The organism is Rhodococcus sp. 05-2255-1e (assembly GCF_002259025.1).
Taxonomy (GTDB): Bacteria; Actinomycetota; Actinomycetes; order Mycobacteriales; family Mycobacteriaceae; genus Rhodococcoides; species Rhodococcoides fascians.
Window position 1 is genome coordinate 87,013 of record NZ_NOZE01000048.1, and the last position, 16,118, is coordinate 103,130.

15 protein-coding genes are annotated in these 16,118 nt (G+C 61.4%); 3 read left to right on the forward strand and 12 right to left on the reverse strand.

Annotated features, from left to right (window positions below; translation table 11 throughout):
- Positions 1-341: 341 nt before the first annotated feature.
- The 12 genes from CH262_RS26730 to CH262_RS26785 all read right to left on the reverse strand — a co-directional run bounded on the left by CH262_RS26730 (position 342) and on the right by CH262_RS26785 (position 12,218).
- Positions 342-965: a hypothetical protein gene (locus CH262_RS26730; protein ID WP_015586083.1), complete on the reverse strand. Its 624-nt coding sequence runs from the start codon at positions 963-965 to the stop codon at positions 342-344.
- A gap of 115 nt (positions 966-1,080) precedes the next feature.
- Positions 1,081-4,743: a LysM peptidoglycan-binding domain-containing protein gene (locus CH262_RS28375; RefSeq protein ID WP_015586082.1), complete on the reverse strand. Its 3,663-nt coding sequence runs from the start codon at positions 4,741-4,743 to the stop codon at positions 1,081-1,083.
- Between the two features lie 124 nt (positions 4,744-4,867).
- Positions 4,868-5,335, reverse strand: a complete 468-nt coding sequence (locus tag CH262_RS26740; protein WP_015586080.1) for a pilus assembly protein TadG-related protein — start codon at positions 5,333-5,335, stop codon at positions 4,868-4,870.
- Positions 5,335-5,793 carry a TadE family protein gene (locus CH262_RS26745; RefSeq protein WP_015586079.1) on the reverse strand — a complete coding sequence of 153 codons (459 nt, stop codon included), beginning with the start codon at positions 5,791-5,793 and terminating at the stop codon, positions 5,335-5,337. Before CH262_RS26745 ends, CH262_RS26740 begins: the two co-directional genes overlap by 1 nt.
- On the reverse strand, positions 5,790-6,215 hold the full coding sequence (locus CH262_RS26750) for a type II secretion system protein (RefSeq protein ID WP_015586078.1): 426 nt from the start codon (positions 6,213-6,215) through the stop codon (positions 5,790-5,792). Before CH262_RS26750 ends, CH262_RS26745 begins: the two co-directional genes overlap by 4 nt.
- 38 nt (positions 6,216-6,253) lie before the next feature.
- On the reverse strand, positions 6,254-6,484 hold the full coding sequence (locus CH262_RS26755) for a hypothetical protein (RefSeq protein WP_015586077.1): 231 nt from the start codon (positions 6,482-6,484) through the stop codon (positions 6,254-6,256).
- A 169-nt stretch (positions 6,485-6,653) separates the two neighbouring features.
- Entirely contained in the window at positions 6,654-7,577 is a 924-nt protein-coding gene (locus CH262_RS26760; RefSeq protein WP_032364991.1) for a type II secretion system F family protein, read from the reverse strand.
- The gene (locus CH262_RS26765; RefSeq protein WP_052047795.1) at positions 7,574-8,452 is read right to left on the reverse strand and encodes a type II secretion system F family protein; all 879 of its coding nucleotides are present in this window, start codon (positions 8,450-8,452) and stop codon (positions 7,574-7,576) included. Before CH262_RS26765 ends, CH262_RS26760 begins: the two co-directional genes overlap by 4 nt.
- Entirely contained in the window at positions 8,452-10,080 is a 1,629-nt protein-coding gene (locus CH262_RS26770) for a CpaF family protein (RefSeq protein ID WP_015586074.1), read from the reverse strand. Before CH262_RS26770 ends, CH262_RS26765 begins: the two co-directional genes overlap by 1 nt.
- A 32-nt stretch (positions 10,081-10,112) precedes the next feature.
- On the reverse strand, positions 10,113-10,937 hold the full coding sequence (locus CH262_RS26775; protein WP_015586073.1) for a hypothetical protein: 825 nt from the start codon (positions 10,935-10,937) through the stop codon (positions 10,113-10,115).
- 3 nt (positions 10,938-10,940) lie between these two features.
- Positions 10,941-11,489, reverse strand: a complete 549-nt coding sequence (locus tag CH262_RS26780; RefSeq protein WP_230591630.1) for an SAF domain-containing protein — start codon at positions 11,487-11,489, stop codon at positions 10,941-10,943.
- Between the two features lie 168 nt (positions 11,490-11,657).
- The gene (locus CH262_RS26785) at positions 11,658-12,218 is read right to left on the reverse strand and encodes a hypothetical protein (protein WP_139278540.1); all 561 of its coding nucleotides are present in this window, start codon (positions 12,216-12,218) and stop codon (positions 11,658-11,660) included.
- Between the two features lie 689 nt (positions 12,219-12,907).
- On the opposite strand from CH262_RS26785, the gene CH262_RS26790 reads away from it, so the two are divergent.
- From CH262_RS26790 to CH262_RS26800, 3 genes are all read left to right on the forward strand, one after another.
- Positions 12,908-13,606 carry a hypothetical protein gene (locus CH262_RS26790; protein WP_015586069.1) on the forward strand — a complete coding sequence of 233 codons (699 nt, stop codon included), beginning with the start codon at positions 12,908-12,910 and terminating at the stop codon, positions 13,604-13,606.
- An 877-nt stretch (positions 13,607-14,483) separates the two neighbouring features.
- Positions 14,484-15,398: a ParA family protein gene (locus tag CH262_RS26795; RefSeq protein ID WP_015586067.1), complete on the forward strand. Its 915-nt coding sequence runs from the start codon at positions 14,484-14,486 to the stop codon at positions 15,396-15,398.
- Positions 15,395-16,114 carry a hypothetical protein gene (locus CH262_RS26800; protein WP_032364990.1) on the forward strand — a complete coding sequence of 240 codons (720 nt, stop codon included), beginning with the start codon at positions 15,395-15,397 and terminating at the stop codon, positions 16,112-16,114. The genes CH262_RS26795 and CH262_RS26800 overlap by 4 nt, the downstream gene beginning before the upstream one ends.
- Positions 16,115-16,118 lie beyond the last annotated feature (4 nt).

Here is a 16,118-nt window from a genome sequence, read left to right on the forward strand (position 1 = left end):
CGAACAAGCGTCATATTGGCGGCGTCAGTCGACGGAACGAACTCGAGCGGCGGTCCGGACGGCGCGGCGCTCCCACCACCTCCCCCGCCCACAGCAGCTGGCGCGGATCCAGTCGTTCCACCCCCTGACGGCACACTCGTGTACGTACCTTCGACCACAACTGTCGAACCACCCAAGCCTCCGCCGAAGGCACCGCCAGTTCCGGTGCCGATCCCCGGCTGCGCAAATACTGGGTTCGCGTTGAACACTCCAACTAGAAGCACTGATGCGATAACCCCAAGCGGCTTACGCATGACCCACCGCCCTTATGGATTCCAGTTGCCTACTTGCCAAACCGTCGATCATGGTGCGTCGCATGGGGTACCCGAAGAAGTCACTGCATCGGAAACAATGCGCCAGCCTGATGAATCTGGCCACGCCACGTTCTCCAGAGTCGGCTTGCCCAGCTCCCGCCGGACTCGGTCAGGAGGGAGCACACTCGTGCCGTCCGGACGGATCTGGTCATAGTTCGAGCTGTCGATGCAGACTCGCAATGTTGCCGACGCTTCTTCCTTAATTGGGTTCCCGTCAGCATCCTTTGGTGCCTGCAGTTCCGTCACGAATGCATCTGCGACAGTCGCAGCACCCGTGGAGACAATTCCTTGAGATCGGCGCAGGTTCACGTTTGCCTTCAACTGATCGAGGATCTTTCCACTCGCAACAGAGTCCAGCATGTTGATGTCTACAGCAGGATCGCTCTCGACCTTCGCGAGAACGGCGAAGAACTCATTCACCTTTGCTGTTGCCTGCTCGGTCGCCTGTTGTTCCGGGGACTTTTCGACGCCCTCTGGTCCCGTGAGGACCGGCTGCGTGGTGGTCGTTACGGGGGTCGCCTCAATGTCACCGCTCCCGCATGCGACGCTGATGCTTGCAGCGGCTGCTACTGCGAGGATTGCCGCGCCTGTGCGACGTCGTGTGCTGATCATCGTGGACCCCCTACGTTGTTCTGTGCGTTGTACTGCGATAACGATAATGGTGCGGCTGTTTGGACCGTAACGTGCTTACCGGACACTTCAGACACCTCGATTGACGCGACTGCTATCAACTGGCTATTGCTCCGATCCGGTAGAGGGCGTTGCCGCCATTGTGGAATTGCGCGAGGGCGCGCAAGAGTTCGTCGGTTTCGGGTTCTGGGTCGACATCGATGTCGGCGAGGTTCGCGAGCAGTTGGTCGATCAGCTCCTGGGTCTTGCTGATCTCGTCGCTCCCGTGGGTAGCGATGATCGCCAGTCTCCAGAGACCTTCTCGGAACGGTTCGACGGTGACGCCGCGGTTTGCGGTGGTGAGCGCGGCGGAAAGATCTCCGGTCTTTATTTGTCTGGTGGCGAGCTCTTCGAGGGCATCCGCGAGGGTCGAGATCATGTGCTGCTGTAGGTTTCGTGCCCACCCGTAACGGTCTGACCGTGTCCCGGCGAATGGTTGATCGTTTACCAGTTCTGCAGCCGTCCGCAATTCCGCATCGGTGGCGGCGGCCGGAGTGGTGTCGATCAGTTGTTGCCAGTAGTCCCAGTCCGATCGGACATCGGGGTGCAGTCGGTAGCCGGTGCGGCCGGTGCGGTCGCCGTGCTTCGGAAATGCCTGCTCACCGTTCTCTGTCTCTCCCAACCAATTTCGCAGTCTCGAGAGGTAGTTCTGGCGTCGTGTCGCCTTCTTTTTCGGCTGATCCTCCAGAGGGAGTTTGTCGAAATTGTCTGCAGGCCAGATCTTTTTGTCGATGGAGTCGTGTTTGATTCCCGGGTGGATGGAGAGAAGAGCGGCGATCTCGGTTAGGAGTACTTCACGGCCGTCCTTGGGTGGCTCCCCGGTCGGGGTGGTGACTGCTGGTTTCCCGAGAAGATGGAGCCAGAGATGTCCCGGGGCCGGTACGTCACCAGCGACAGGAGCGATGGGTGGGGCCTGGTCGTCGTACCTGATCGCTTCTGGGGATGTCCACTGCGCGGCGTCCGGGCTGTAGGTCGGAACGTTTGTGACGTCGGGGGCGGTCTCCGATGCGGTAGTTCCGTTCAGCAGCAGCTGGTCGGTGGGGTCGATCGTGGTGACGGAGTCGAGGAAGGTCTCAGCGCTTTCGGCGTCGGTGAGGTGTGCGTCGATTTCGGCTGCAGCCCAGGGGTCGTGCATGGACGACTCTGTGGGGATAGCTGGCTGTGTGGCGGTCGCGAGGTAGGCGGTAATGCCTTCATATTGGTCCGGCTCGAGAAATGCTGGCTGGAATGCGAAGCCGCCGTCGGTGTCTCGTTTGACAAGGCTTGCGGTGTTGCGGTCGACGATGTCGAGTGTCCACGCGGCCTGGGTGTTCTCGCTGGCGGTGCTGGCGGTGCTGGCGGCAGCGAACGCCACGCGCGGTGTGGCGGCCAGGATCTGATCGAGTGATTGCTGTTGGTCGGCCGTCAACTGACTCGCGATGAGAACTACTTCGGGGGCGGTCATTTCGCTTGTGTCGTAGATCGAACGGGCCGCTGCAATGCTGTCGATGTGTTGTTCGACGAGGGTGTCTTGGTCACGTTCGGCTTGTCGGGCGAGTCTGGCCAGCACTTCGCCTGGTTGGTCGGTGTGCTCGATTCGACCGTTGCCGAACAGTTCGGGGAGCTCCTGTCCGAAACCGATCAGCGTCAGGTGCAGATTGTCGGCGAGCGGGGATTCGACGAGTTCGAGGGCCAGGGCCTGGAGAGTGCCGCGGGCGTGCTCTGGTGAAGCTGAGACGCCGAGGTAGCCGAGTTCTTCCAGGTTGAGAAGAACTTGGGTTCGGTCGTCTGTGGAACCGAGTGTCACGAGCGTGGGGTACGGGCTGATTGTGGTGGGTGCTGGGGCGATCCGGACGTCGGCGGGGAGGGTCCAGGTGCCGGTCTCTGATCTGAGCCACTGGTCCGGCAGTACGGAGTCATCAAGGATTACTAGCTCCACCGCATCGGGACCGATGAATGCGCCGAGTAATGCCGGCAGTGCGTTGCCCTGTGTCCGAGCGTGTTCGGCGATAGTCCTCAGTGCTTCGTCGAGCCGCGTGAGGACGTTGTTGTCCGCTGCAGAATGAATCTGTTCTTCCACAACTGCTGCAGCGCCCCAGGTTTGAGGGAGGGTCTCGCCTCTGCGGCGATCGTGCTGTTGACGGTGCCGGCGCAGCCCGAAGGCCCCAGCCAGTCCGATGGCCGCTAGGGCTGAGATACCGAGCCACAATGTGCTGTTCTGATCCTCGGAGACATCGCTTGGCTGCGCAGTGGCGGCGATATATACCGGGTCTGTCGTCGATGTATTCAGTGGGATCTGGGTGGCTGGCTGAGTCGGGGCGGGAGCTGCAGCAGGACTGGGTGACGACGTCTGCGCTGGAGCAGGCATTTGAGCGGGTGCCGGCCCGGGTGCCACAACATCTGCGCCCGCGGACTCAGCAGCAGGTTCGGAAGCTGCCACCGGGGCGGGAGCCTCTGCTGGCTCAGGGGCGGCCACCGGAGCAGGCGCTGGCTCAGGAACCGCCGACGGGGCGGGGGCCTCTGCCTGCTCAGGGGCTGCTGGAGCAGGCGCTGGCTCAGGAGCCGCCGCTGTCGGAGCAGGTAGCTGTGACGAAGCGCTGTTGAGTTCGATGCCGAAAATCTTCGCAGCGGCGGCGGCAGCGGCCTGCGCTTCTGCCTGAGCCTGTTCGTCACCGCCCGGAACCATCTCCGCTTGTTCCGGAACGTCGGTGCCACCCAGGAGAGGTGCAGCGGAGGACAGTTCAGGCGCTGCTGCGGGGGCCGGTTCAGGAGCGGCAGCCGGAGCCGGTTCGGGAGCGGCAGCGACCGGGGCCGGTTCAGGAGCGACGGTCGGTTCGGGCACAGCAGCAGGTACAGGAGCGGCAGCAACCGGGGCCGGGTCGGGGGAAGCAACCGGACCCGGTTCGGGCGTGACGGTCTCGGCGGTTTGATCGTTGACGGTGAGCTGCTGGCCGACGTGGATGATTGTCGACGGTGCAGTTCCGTCGGCGTTGATGATTTCTTTGTAGCGGTGTCCGTCACCCAGATGTTGCTCGGCGATGCTCCAGAGACTGTCGCCTTCTCGAACTGTGTAGGCCCCGTCGACGGTTGTGGGTGCGGCGGCGGGGAGCTGAAGTTTCCATCCTGGTTGCAGCCATCCGTCGACGGTCAGGACGTCGGCGTTGAGTTGCTTGATCTCGGTGTATCGAAAGCCATCGCCAAGGTGGCGTTCTGCGAGTTTCCATAGGCTGTCGCCCTGCTGCACCGTGATGGTTTCCCCGTTGATGGGGCGGGCGGGGGCTTCTGCTGGATGCGGTTGGCTTTGTTGCGTTACTTGGATCGGTGCCGAGTGGGCAGGGGCGTCGAAGAGCGGTAGTGCTGTGGCGGTGAGGGGTTGGGCTGTGGCGGTGCCCGCTGTTACCAGCATGAGCGCTCCGCCTATGAGAACGGAGGCGCTTCGCTGCTGGAAGCCGAGGCCTCGGAGTTGAGGTGCTTTGATGCCGCGTAGTGCTGCGACGAGTTCGATGACGGTGCTGAAGGTGAAGGTGGCCCAGGCGAGCCAGCCGATCCAGGTCACGAATCCGAGGAAGAGTGATCCGTCGTCTTGGGTGGTCAGAGCTGTTTTGATCTGGTCGAGATCGGGCAGCGTCGTCGGTATTGGGTTGCCGCGGAATGTCCACAGTGCGAGCGGAATTCCGACGACGAGGACGAGTAGGACGATCAGGTAGAGCAAACCAGTCAAGCGCCGTCGGATGGTGGTCATGCGGGTGTCCTTTCCGATGGCTGCAGGGTGGCCGGGGTCGTGCAGCGTTGCGCCGCGAGCTGTCGAATCACGTCCTCCGTCTTCTCGTGGAGTTCTGCGACTCGTCTGCTCTGCGGTCGATTGGTCATGGTGTGCCGGGGATTCCGAGGTTGGTGCGGTTCAGGTTGACGGTGGCTGTTCCGATGATCTGCTGTGGCCCGACGCCGATCAAACCGAGGACACGGGGTTGGTAGGTCGTTGTGGTGGTGATCAGCAGTGTTGTCGGTCCGGTCTGCACGACGACGCCGGGGATTCCTGCTGCGGCAAGGTATTTGGTGGCTTTGGCTTGGGCTGTCAGCGGGTTGACGACGACGTTGGTACCGCGGACTGCGAGTGGTTCGATGATGGCTTGTCCTGCCCCGCGGGCTGCTTCTTCAGCGACTTGCTCGGCGCGCTGCTTGGCGTAAACTTTGCCGCCGCCGTCGACGACGAGACCCATCATGATCAGCAACGCCATGGCTGTGATGACGCTCCACATGGCGATGGTTCCGGCGTCGTTGTGCGCGTCTCGCCGTGTGCAGGCGGCCACCGCCCGGCGTAGTGCTTCGGTCATCAGGCGCGCTCCCGGTAGGTGTCGACGGGTGAAGTCGCGGTTGCTGTGATGGTCCGTGAGCCCATGACTTGCGGGAATCCGAGTGCGTCGAGGGAGATGACGCACGTGACGGTGGCCGAGACGGAAGCCGTGACGCCGGGGCGAGTTCTGAATCCGCCGAGGTCGGTGTTGACGTTGAGAGCGGAACAGGTGAGCCCTCGTGCTGCCAGGTCGTTTCGCGCGGCTGCTTGCGCATCGGGGGCTGCGGAGAACGCCGTTCGCGCGATGGAGGCGGTACGCGCGGCCTCGTTCGCGGCGTGGACTACTTTCTGGTGCGCTTGCGCGAGAACGCCGAAGGTGACGATCAGTGCGATCAGGAACAGTGTGGCGGGGGCGACGATGACAGTCTGCAGGGCCGATCCTCGGTCGTCGGCTCTGGCTGCGGCTGCCAGCTGGCGCAGTTTGTTCGCGGTGTTCATCTGGTTCCTGGGGCAGTGACTCGTTCAACGGGAAGCGTCTCGCTGACATTGATGTCGAGGGAGAAGAAGGGGATGAGGCGGATGGGTTGTCCGGTGATCTGGACAGTTGCTTCTCGCAAGCCTCGGTTGACGACAATGACGGGTGCTCGAAGGGTCGTCGGGCCGGCGGTGGATGCGAAGGCGTAGCCCGCCGCTGTTCCGGCCGCAGCGCTGCCGAATTGCGATCGCGCTTGTCGTAGAGCTTCTTCACCGGTCGAAATCGCTACGGTCCGTGCGTGAGCGTAGAGAGCTGCCTGGATTGCGATGAGGAAGAGCAGTAGGACGACGCCGAATACCACGACTGTTTCGAGGGCTGCGCCGCGGTCGTCTCGACGTATGCGGGTGAGCCATTCGCGTAGTGGTACATGTGTGTCGGTGAGCAACGCTGGTCCTCCCCTGTCTCGTTGGGCGAGTGGTGGGGTTACTGGATTCGGTTGAGGTAGCGCTGTGCAACCACGGTGATTCCGGCGACGATAGCGATGGCGAGGATGACGAGGCCGGCGGTGATGACGACGGTCTCCATGCTGTAGCCCTTGTCGCTTTTGCGTCCGCCGGCGCGCTCGGTCATCCGGGTATAGGAGAACAGTGCCAATGCGAACAGTGTTGCGGTGGTTGCTGCGATCCGGTTTGCGATTGTGCGCGATGCTGCCATGTGACGTTTCCCTTCGATATGTAAAAGCCCTGGTTATGACGGTTCTGGATGCCGGTCAGACTATCGCCAAGACCGGACACTTCGAGCAGGTGAAGTGCACGGATCGGTGTTTGCACAGCTCAAACTTGGTAGTTGATCGTTGAATGACAACGCATTCGGGTTGTTCGGTCTAGACGCCGCCCATGATGTTCACTCCGGCCGGCACGATCAGCATGATCATGAACAGCACGGCCAAGGTGCCGAGAGGTGCGTCCATCTTCTTCGTTTTGGCTCCTGCTTCGCCTTGTTCTTTCGAGAGCAGGGCACTGCGGAGCGCTCCGGCCCGCGCGGCAAGAGTGTCGGCCACGCTCGCTCCCTGGTCGCCGGTATAGGTCATGATGTCCGCGAGATCTCCCAACTCCGGCAGCGCCAGTTCGGCTGCAAGATTGGACAGAGCAGCCCATGGTGCCTGTCCGGCGAGGGACGCTTTCTGAAGCTCGGCATCCAGACGTAGAAACACCCAGCTATCGCCCACTGCGGCAGCGCGTTCGAGACTTTGGAATGCAGCGACGCCGCCACTTCGGTTCAACGAAACGAAGTCGATGAACGCCGCCAATGCTCGGGTGAATTCGAGTCGGGCACTAGCGGCGCGAGTCTTGACGTCGGCGTCGGGCGCGAAGAATCCCACCAGCGCCAGGACGAGGGAACCGGCTACGGGAAAAGTCAGGGGCACTGCCATGCCGAACAGCGCCAGGAGTGCGATCGAAATCGGCGCGATGATCAGACCTATTGCAGCGGAAAGGATTTTGTCTCCGATGAACTTTTGTGGAGTTTCTCGGAGGATCGCCAGGTCCGCGGTCGGGATCCTGAACCACGCCTGCGATCGCAGCCGCGGGTAGAAGCGGGCACCGACCTTGTAGGACAGGGCATCCGAACCGGTGAGGTCGTCACCGCCGCGGGTGTCGACGGTGTACGGGTCCGGGGCTGCACCGGACAGTCGTTCCATGGCATCGCCGAGTGCTGGGTCGGCCGGCAGTATGCGGAGAACGAGGAGGATCAAGCCGAGAGCGGCGAGAGCGGCAAGGGCGATCGCCCAGAGCTCGAAGTTGTTCATACTGCGCTCCTCTCACGTGCGGTGTTTGCTGCGTCGCGGTCCTTGGTGCCGATGAACCTGGGGTATTTCACTGGCAAGGTGTATCGCTTCATCCACCCGAGCACCAGGCCGAAACCGATGAATTCGAGGAACAGAACGGGCTGGAGGAGGGGCTGTTTGTACGGGTCCATGTAGTTGGTGAACAGGAACAACCCAACGATGACAACGACGGTGATGACGGTGACCCCGCGAGCGGTCGTGCGGGGCCCTTGCCGTTCCGCTTCGGCCGTTCTGCGGTTGCGCACGTTCTCTGCCACCGATTCTGAAAGTCGCTTCAAGGCTGCGGTGAGTCCGGAGCCGCGCAGGCGAGCTGCCTGCCGCAGTGCACCGACCACGTAGTCGCCGGTGGAATCGTCGAGATCGTCTGCGAACCGAAGCAACGCTTCGTCGATCGACACATTGCCACGCAGGCGCGTGATGAGGCTCGTAATTTCCGGACGCAATGCTTGAGGCATTCCCCTGTGCGTTGCGATGATGGCCTGTTCGAGGCCGGATCCTGCTGCGAGCACTCCAGTCAGGTTGCGCACCCATTCTTCGAGGGCATTGAGGCGTTCGATGTCGTCGGCGGCGGCTGACGATCCGAGTAGGTAGGGGACGCCTACTGCTGCGATCGGAATGATGGGGAAGAGTACGAACCATCCACTGAGGAGCCATGCAGCAAGGCCGACGGCAGTTCCGATGGCGAGGAGTAATTTTGTCCGCCGGGCAATCCGCGCACGTGAGGTGCGGTGGCGTGTCGGCGCAGTCGGGTCGCGGCGATCGCGAATTCCGTTGGCAAAAAACCACATCCCGGCGGCAAAGACAAGGACGATACCGACGGCCGTGAACGTGTACATCAGAGCCCACCACCTGTGATCGTGTTGATGGGGATTTGGTTCGGACTGAAACCGCCTGCGTAGAGCTTGCGGAGCAAAGCTGGGGGCAAAGTTCCGTATTCGCCGGTCCCGCCCGGCTTTCCTTCGTAAATTTTGGTTACTGCGGGCATGGCGTTTTCGCCGGCCTCGATATGGATGACCTCGCTGACGAATCGGACCTGACGCCTCTCGCCGGTGTCGGTAAATTCGTAGTCCGTCTGCAGCTGAATGATCAGATTGATGTGGTGTGCCACTTGGCGGTAGGCGTACTCGACCGGCACTCCTGCTTCGAGGGCGCAGGTGACGAGGCGGTCGATCGCGCCGGCGGCATGCTCGGCGTGCGTGGTACTCAGGGAGCCTTTGGCCATCTGCATTGCTTTGAACATGTCGATGATCTCGCCGCCGGCTACCTCTCCGACGATGACACGGTCGAGCTGCATTCGCACGAACTGGTAAAGGATGTCGGACAGCGTCGTCGCGCCGCGTAGCGCTCCGGTCAGCTCGTTTCGTTCGCCGCCGCCGGTGATTGCCTCGGCTGCAACAACATACGGTCTGCGACCGTCGAGTTTGTCGAGGAACAGTTCGTACTCTGTCTCTGCTGTGCCGATCCGTGTTTGCAGGGGAAGGCAGTTGGCGAGCGCACGAAGGTTGGTTGTTTTACCTGATCCCATGGGCCCGGAGATCACGATGGAGGCACCACCGATGACTGCGGCGCTGAGGATCTCGGACAACAGTTGGGGCATAACACCCATTTCGACCATCTTGTCGATGGTCACATCCTTGTGGCGGTGCATGCGGATGGCGATACTGGGATGGCGGACCGAGTAGCCCATCGCGGACAAGCGGATGTCGCCGGGCAGATTGAGGCGGAGGTTGGGGTTGACCTGCGAGAACGGTCGTCCACCACCGGGTGCGCGCTGCGCGAGGTTGGTGAGCCAGTCGTAGAGCTCTTCGTCGCTGTCCGCGATCGGCGGTCGTGCCTGCAGACTCCCGTCGGGGTACATCACAATGACGCTGTCGCCGTTGATGAGGATGTTCTCGACGTTCGGGTCGTCGACGAGCGGCTGAAGTGGGCCGAGTCCGAACAGCGTGTCGAAGACCGCTTTGACCAGCGTCTGTTCCTCTTGGACGCTCAGCTGTTCGTGACCGGTGTCGATCGCGGACTGCACTTCTTTGCTGACGAGATCTATGACGATCTGCCTGCCCGACTCACGCTCCTCGTCCGGGGTCATGGCAGTGACGCCCAGCTCAGGGTTGAGGGCCTGATCTGCTCGTTGGGTCTTACGGAGAGAGAGGATTTCGGATGCTTCTTTGGTCAGTTGCTTGACCAATTGGTGGTTGGTCCTCGCGACGTCCGACCGCTCAGCTGGAAATGGTGATGGCGATGTGAACGGGACCGTCTCGAGTCGCTCGGGTTCCGGGTGGGAGTGGCGACCGTCCTTGCCGGCTGCGGCGAGCAGACCTGCAGATGAGGAGCCGTATTGCCCGCTCCTGTAACGAGTTATCTCGTTGTCGCCATCGTCGAGGATGATCGGATCGGCGGCAAACATCGGTAGGTCGGGTAGGGCTGGTCGCTCGTCGTAGTCGAAGTCGGGGGCGTTGTTGGTCATGCGGGTGTTCTCCCTTTGGCCTTGTCGGCTCGTTACGCGGGCTGTGAGCTGTATGGCGAGTTGGCGATCCATACGGGCTGGTGCGTTTCGTGGAAGCGCTCGATCTTTTGCCAGGTTCCGTCGATTGCGCGTAGATAGCTTGATCGACGTCGCCGCCAATTACTGAGCGAGGCACCTTCGGAAAAAACTTGCGCGTGTACCGGTGATTCGGGAAGGACTGCGATGACGTCGAGGCCGGTCGCCGCGGCGGTCTCGGCTGCGCTGTAGGGCTCGGTACCCCTGACAATGAGGCCGATGCTGGCCGGCGACTTCGTATTCTCCAGATGCTGCTGTAGTGGGCCCAAGCCAGCACGAACCGCTGCCACTGCGGTCCTGGTCGGTCTGAGCATTATGGCGATAACGTCACTGTGACGGATCAGGTCTTGATGTCCGGACCGTAGATTGAGGCGACCGGCGTCGACGAGCAGGTCACCGCCGCCCTGTTTCGACAACAACGCCAGATGTGCCCCCAACGGGCCCCACGTCGACTTCATCGATTCCGTTTGAGCTGCATTGACCAGGCCGGGGACGAACCATCCTTGCGCCTTGGTCGGCTCCTCTGGATCGAACGGCCCGATTCTAACTATTTGGTGCTGGAAGGCTGGGCCTATTCGGCCGTGCCTGTTCGGCTCGACCAGTTGGATGATCGATCGGTCGTGCCGGCGGCGCGCGTGAAAGTACCCGGCCAGCGTCGGGGACGATCCGATCGGATCGGCCTCGATGTACAGCAGCTTGCGGGAGTCTGCGGTGAGAGCGATGCCCAGGCCGGTCGTCGAGACGCCTGGCGAGCCGGAGATCGAGGTCAGGGTGACGAGCATGGCTCAGCGCTCCCGGGAGTCGAGGACGATGGCGACGCGGTTGGTGGCGGCTCGGGCGGCGATCCAGCTGGCCTCGTCTTTCTTGACCAGAACGTCCACTGTCGTCTGTCCGGTCTCGGGGATGTCCTTCACGGCAACGACCTGTGCGTTCGCGGTGACCGGACCCTGCACCGGGGAATCGTCTTGATCTCGGGGAGTGTCGACGATCCGGACGTTGTCGCCTGCGAGCAGTGGCTCTGCGGGAAGTTTGCCGATTGCGACGGTGATGCCGACCAAAGTGTTGTCCCCGCTGGGGATTACGGCGTTGGTGAACGACGATGGGTTCAGTGCCGATCCGCTCAGGAGCGGAACTGCTGCGCTCTGGCCCACGACCGATGCTTTGTCTGTGGCAGGAACGGTCGCGATGGTCGCATCGCTGTTGACCTCTGCGGTTTTGAGGTCGTCGGTGGTGATCGTCTCCCCCTGTGGCACGTCGCGGGCGAGCACCAGAATTGTCGTGGTGGCGCGCATGGCGTTCACCAAAAAGACCGCTCCTACGATTGCGACGGTCATCAAGGCGACTCCCGCGATCCAGTACGACCGTCGACGGCGCACTTTGGTGGTGGATACGACTTCGGTGAAGTCATGGCCCGGCTTAGGAGATGCCTCTCTTGCGCTGCGCGGCTCCCCCACTGTGGCGGTCGATGTCTTTTCTTTGAGATTGCCGAACATGGGCATAGCTCAGTCACTTTCCGTTTGTGTCGTGGCGTCGAGGCCGAGATGTGCTTTGAGGGCAGTTCCGATGAGGTGGCTGCGGGAACGGGCCTTGAACTGGTCTTTCAGTTGATCGATGATCACCCAGTCATCGGCGTACAACCCGACCGTGACTCCCTTCTTCTCCGCCTTACCCTCAGACGGCTTCCCACCTACTCCCCTGGCGCGGAACAGACCTCCGCCGACCTTGCCTCCCGGAAACAGAAGGCTTTCGAGATCGCTGTGGACATCCTCGATAGCAGTGATGACCACCTCGCCGTGGGTTCTCCCTGTCCGTTTGCTCTCCTTCGCCAGACCGTGTGCAACCCCGACAGCAAGATGAACCGTCGACGGCACAATCGTGTCGTCGTGCCCCAATTCAGCTGCACCAGAGGATGTCTCCTCCTCGTTTGAACTCAACTGCACCACCTCCGCTGACATAGCACTTATCGATCCGGCCGGCGGCGGTGGCATGAAGGCTGCCCCGAGCGACTGTCGCGCAGGCGGAGATGTCGGCACGTTCGCACTCTCAGCGCTGTCGGTCCTCACTCACGATCCTTCCGATGTCCCCGTGTACCTGAGTCGCAGGCTTGAGTGCGACGTACGAGATATACCGGGTCTCCCGGACACCGCGAACAGCGTCGATCCGAACCGAACCCTGCAAAACGAACCCCGTGTTCGTCCCGCAAGAGGACCCCATCCCCTCCCCACCAGGACAAAGGCTATCTCCACCTCAACAACAGTGGTGATCAACACGCGGTACATAACATTTCAGTAACAAGGTAGTCGATCGCGCACTCGTTCAGTTCCGAAGCAAACGCGGCGCGGCACCGACCCCTGACGGTCCGTGCCGCAAGCAATGTCCTCTGCAACTTCTACGGGCCGTTGACTGACTCTCAACCGAACTGCACTCGGCGCTGCCTCTTGACTCCAAGACAAGTTGGATTATGATCACTGCCACGTGATCACAACACGATTTTGTTATCGTTTGACACTCATGTCGGACTGATGTGGTTCTCGTGACTCAGTGCTATTTGATTTGATGGCTTTCATGTGTGTCCACAATCTGCCGCCAATGTTTCTTCAACGCAGCGTCGTTCACCGACGATCTTGAACCGATCGCCATGCAGAGCTCACCAGGAAAACCACCACATCTACCTCTTCGGCCGTGGGCACAGTCATAGAACTGATGCCAGAGGGGTGGTGACACACCACCATTTACCTGCAACCATTGAACGATGAGCTTCTCCGACACCGCCACCGCGCCAGGCAGCGGCGTCGCAGCCCGAACGCTCGACGACCTACGATGGCACCGCGAGTTCCATCGTCAGTCCCAGTTTCGCTGGTGGGACACCGAGGCCGCGCTCGTTGCCACCGAATTCACTCGTGGACAGGACCAGTTCCACACAGTGCACGACCTGGCACAACTGGAGCGATGTCGGCTAGCGCTCGCCGACTACACCACGACCTGCCAGCGAGCCCTGGGCCGCGCCCTCAAACAGTCACAACACGTTCTCGACACGCAGAGCTGGACTTTCGCGACTGATGCGCTCCTGCTGTTGCCGTGGACATGCGAGCAGAGCAGCTACCTTGCGACCTGGGCCGACCCGCACGATCCGACAGCTCTGAGCAACCCTCAAGTCCGGCGCATTCAACGTTCCTGTGAGCGCATGATGTTCGGAAATCCCCTCATTCTTAGTTGGGAATTGAGCCACCTGTGGAGCCTCTACCGAGCCGCCGAGACACTGCTCGAAGACACCCTTGTAGATCTCACCGTTGAACTCTCAGAATCAGTCCCTGACGCCACCCTGCTGTGGGCCACCCAAATGGCGTCGAAGATCGGTCTGGAACAACGGATAGCCGAACAGCGAACGACCCGCGGAGAGCCTGGCGATCCCCGCCGCCGACTGCGTCAGAGCTATTCGGATCTACGCTGATTGGAACGCGAACAGTCCCCCGTTGACCTGGCGTCTTATGTGAAATTCGTGCCAGGCTCGCGTCGAACTACGTAGCAATCCTCGCACTCCCCTACCGATACCTCTCCCCTCAACACTTCGCTTGAGCCTTCGCGAAGCCAGCAGAGCCTGCGGATTGGGAGTCGCGGCCATGATCGCAGCTCGAATCGCACGCTGATTCGCACATATCGACGCTTTGTTGATCCGACATAACTACCCACTCTCGATCCCGTTCATCATCCCAGTGCTCTGCTCCCCTACCTCCGTTACCGTCTACCGGGCAATCATCCCAACACAATGGGCGTAGCACTTCGTAGTACTCCTCGCACAGTAAAGCGTTGGTTTCATCGCGTACTAAACCGCGTGTTTGAGGGCGTACAAATACGCTTGTTACACCGTTGGTTAATACGCGTAATACTACGCATGCAATACCGGGTATAACTCCGCACGTCAACACGCGGGTTAATTACCGTTTTGGTCAGCACATCAATGCCCGTGTTTCTTCACGTGTTAACAAGGGTGTTGATATGCGACTTAACGTGCGTATTGGTACGCTGTTACTAGGGCGCAGCACTACATGTTTTATTGCGCGTGTTTTGCCGCGTAAGAGTGCGAGCATTGATACGCATGGTGTTACGCGACTTAGACCGTGTTGACTGACGTGCGTGACTGGGCGTACTCTCGCGCACACAACCACGCACGACAACCTGCGCATCCGCCCGCACAAGAGCGTGCGGGACAAGTCGAGCCGCTCGCACGTACCGATTCGGCACCGTGAACGCCTCCCGGTCACGCTTCTCCACGGCAGCGCTCGAATAGATGCACGCGGATCCAGGACTCTGGAAGGAAGGTTCTATCGATGGCAATATCAAATTCCCTCGCAGTCACCCAAGGTAAAGGGGGAGTGGGCAAGACGACGGTTGTTGCCAACCTCGCAGGCCTGTTCGCCGCTGCCGGCTACCGTGTTCTCGTCGGGGAGTTCGACCCTCAGGGCAACCTGGCCCGCGATTTCGGTTACGAAAAGCAGTCCGGTGAAGAACTTCTGATGTCGTTGATGTCAGGCGGACAACCCCCGATCATCAAAGACGTCCGACCCGGTCTAGACGTCATTCCCGCTGGTCCTGCGCTCGTCGACGTTGCTGGCATGATGCTCTCCAGGCTCAGCCGCGGGGGCGAATCGCTGGGGCAGATCCTCCACAAAGTCCTTGCCCCGATCGTTCCCGACTACGACATTGTTCTCTTCGATACCCCGCCAGGCGACGTGATCATCGGTGATGCGGTGCTGTACTGCACGTCGTCCGTTCTCATCCCTACTCGCGCCGACGATGGCAGCCTCGACGGCCTCGACCGCGTCGCCGAGCGCTTCGCGCGTGCCCGGGAGCACAATCCGCAACTGAGATTGGCTGGCATGCTTCTGTTTGCGGTCGGCAGTAGGTCACAACGGCTCCAGGACCAGGTGAGGGAAAGTATTACGCAAGCCATTCCTGACACCATTGCCCCCATCTTCGGCACGACAATCCGCTACATGGAGAGCGCCGCTGCCGACGCGCGGCGGCATGGGCTCCTAGCTCACGAACTCGAAGGCGCTACTGCTAGCGCAAAGAAGGCTCGGTTGAAAGCGCTGAGGGACAAGGTGAAACCACCCAGCCTTCTGCTCTCTCGGGATGCAACCGGGTTGGCGGATGACTACGAGGCCCTAGCAGCTGAGGTCTTGCAACGCTTGGCCGAGCTTGCTGCCGAAGCCGATCACGCAGAAGAGGTAGCACCCGCATGAGCACCACTGATCGCAAGAAGCGACCCAGCCTGGCGGACCAATTCGACAAGCCCGCTCCCCGTGGATCTGGCCTCGCCAACATTTTCCCTCGCAATGGAACGGGTTCCCTCGCCAGGCCTGCCGCAGTGGAACCACGCTCGACCGACGTGGCTGCCGAAAGAGCCGTCGACGAGCCGCACGTACAGGCTCCGGACGTGACATCTGCACCGGATGCTCCTGTAGCACCTGCACCAGAGCCTCCGACCGAGGTTGCTACATCTGCCTCGCCCTCCGGGGGCAGCACTGCCGCAACCGAGGACGTAGCCACCACACCCGAAACCGGGGCCGACACCGCTACAGCGGAGCCGTTGGCTGCGATTGTCGGTGATGAAGATGTGCGCCCGATCGCGGTCTACGTTCCCGCGACGGTCAAAGAGGCCTGGAAGACGCGATCTCAGCGGGAGAAGAAGTCCTACGGCGAGATCGTCGAGGATGCCTTCGCCGCGCACACCCCGGAAACCTTGGTTCGCCTCTTCGCCCCTCGCGCCGTCGAATCGCCACGCGGTGGCATGCCGCGTCTGGCCCGCCCGAAGGTCGCGAGCGGGGGAGTGGAGGTGCGTCCACATCTGTGGGTAGCCCAGACCCGATGGATAGACGAGCAGGTAGAAGCAAGTCCGCTCATCCCCTCACGAAGCGCGCTGATTGCTGCGGTCGTTGAGGACTATCTGATCTCTTGATCCG

Excerpts from the sequence above, each read along its gene's own strand:
- CH262_RS26790 (WP_015586069.1), top strand. The coding sequence starts at position 12,908 with ATGAGCTTCTCCGACACCGCCACCGCGCCAGGCAGCGGCGTCGCAGCC.
- CH262_RS26770 (WP_015586074.1), bottom strand. The coding sequence starts at position 10,080 with ATGACCAACAACGCCCCCGACTTCGACTACGACGAGCGACCAGCCCTA.
- CH262_RS28375 (WP_015586082.1), bottom strand. The coding sequence starts at position 4,743 with ATGACCACCATCCGACGGCGCTTGACTGGTTTGCTCTACCTGATCGTC.
- CH262_RS26795 (WP_015586067.1), top strand. The coding sequence starts at position 14,484 with ATGGCAATATCAAATTCCCTCGCAGTCACCCAAGGTAAAGGGGGAGTG.
- CH262_RS26730 (WP_015586083.1), bottom strand. The coding sequence starts at position 965 with ATGATCAGCACACGACGTCGCACAGGCGCGGCAATCCTCGCAGTAGCA.
- CH262_RS26775 (WP_015586073.1), bottom strand. The coding sequence starts at position 10,937 with ATGCTCGTCACCCTGACCTCGATCTCCGGCTCGCCAGGCGTCTCGACG.
- CH262_RS26800 (WP_032364990.1), top strand. The coding sequence starts at position 15,395 with ATGAGCACCACTGATCGCAAGAAGCGACCCAGCCTGGCGGACCAATTC.
- CH262_RS26745 (WP_015586079.1), bottom strand. The coding sequence starts at position 5,793 with ATGAACACCGCGAACAAACTGCGCCAGCTGGCAGCCGCAGCCAGAGCC.
- CH262_RS26760 (WP_032364991.1), bottom strand. The coding sequence starts at position 7,577 with ATGAACAACTTCGAGCTCTGGGCGATCGCCCTTGCCGCTCTCGCCGCT.
- CH262_RS26755 (WP_015586077.1), bottom strand. The coding sequence starts at position 6,484 with ATGGCAGCATCGCGCACAATCGCAAACCGGATCGCAGCAACCACCGCA.
- CH262_RS26765 (WP_052047795.1), bottom strand. The coding sequence starts at position 8,452 with ATGTACACGTTCACGGCCGTCGGTATCGTCCTTGTCTTTGCCGCCGGG.
- CH262_RS26740 (WP_015586080.1), bottom strand. The coding sequence starts at position 5,335 with ATGACCGAAGCACTACGCCGGGCGGTGGCCGCCTGCACACGGCGAGAC.
- CH262_RS26780 (WP_230591630.1), bottom strand. The coding sequence starts at position 11,489 with ATGACCGTCGCAATCGTAGGAGCGGTCTTTTTGGTGAACGCCATGCGC.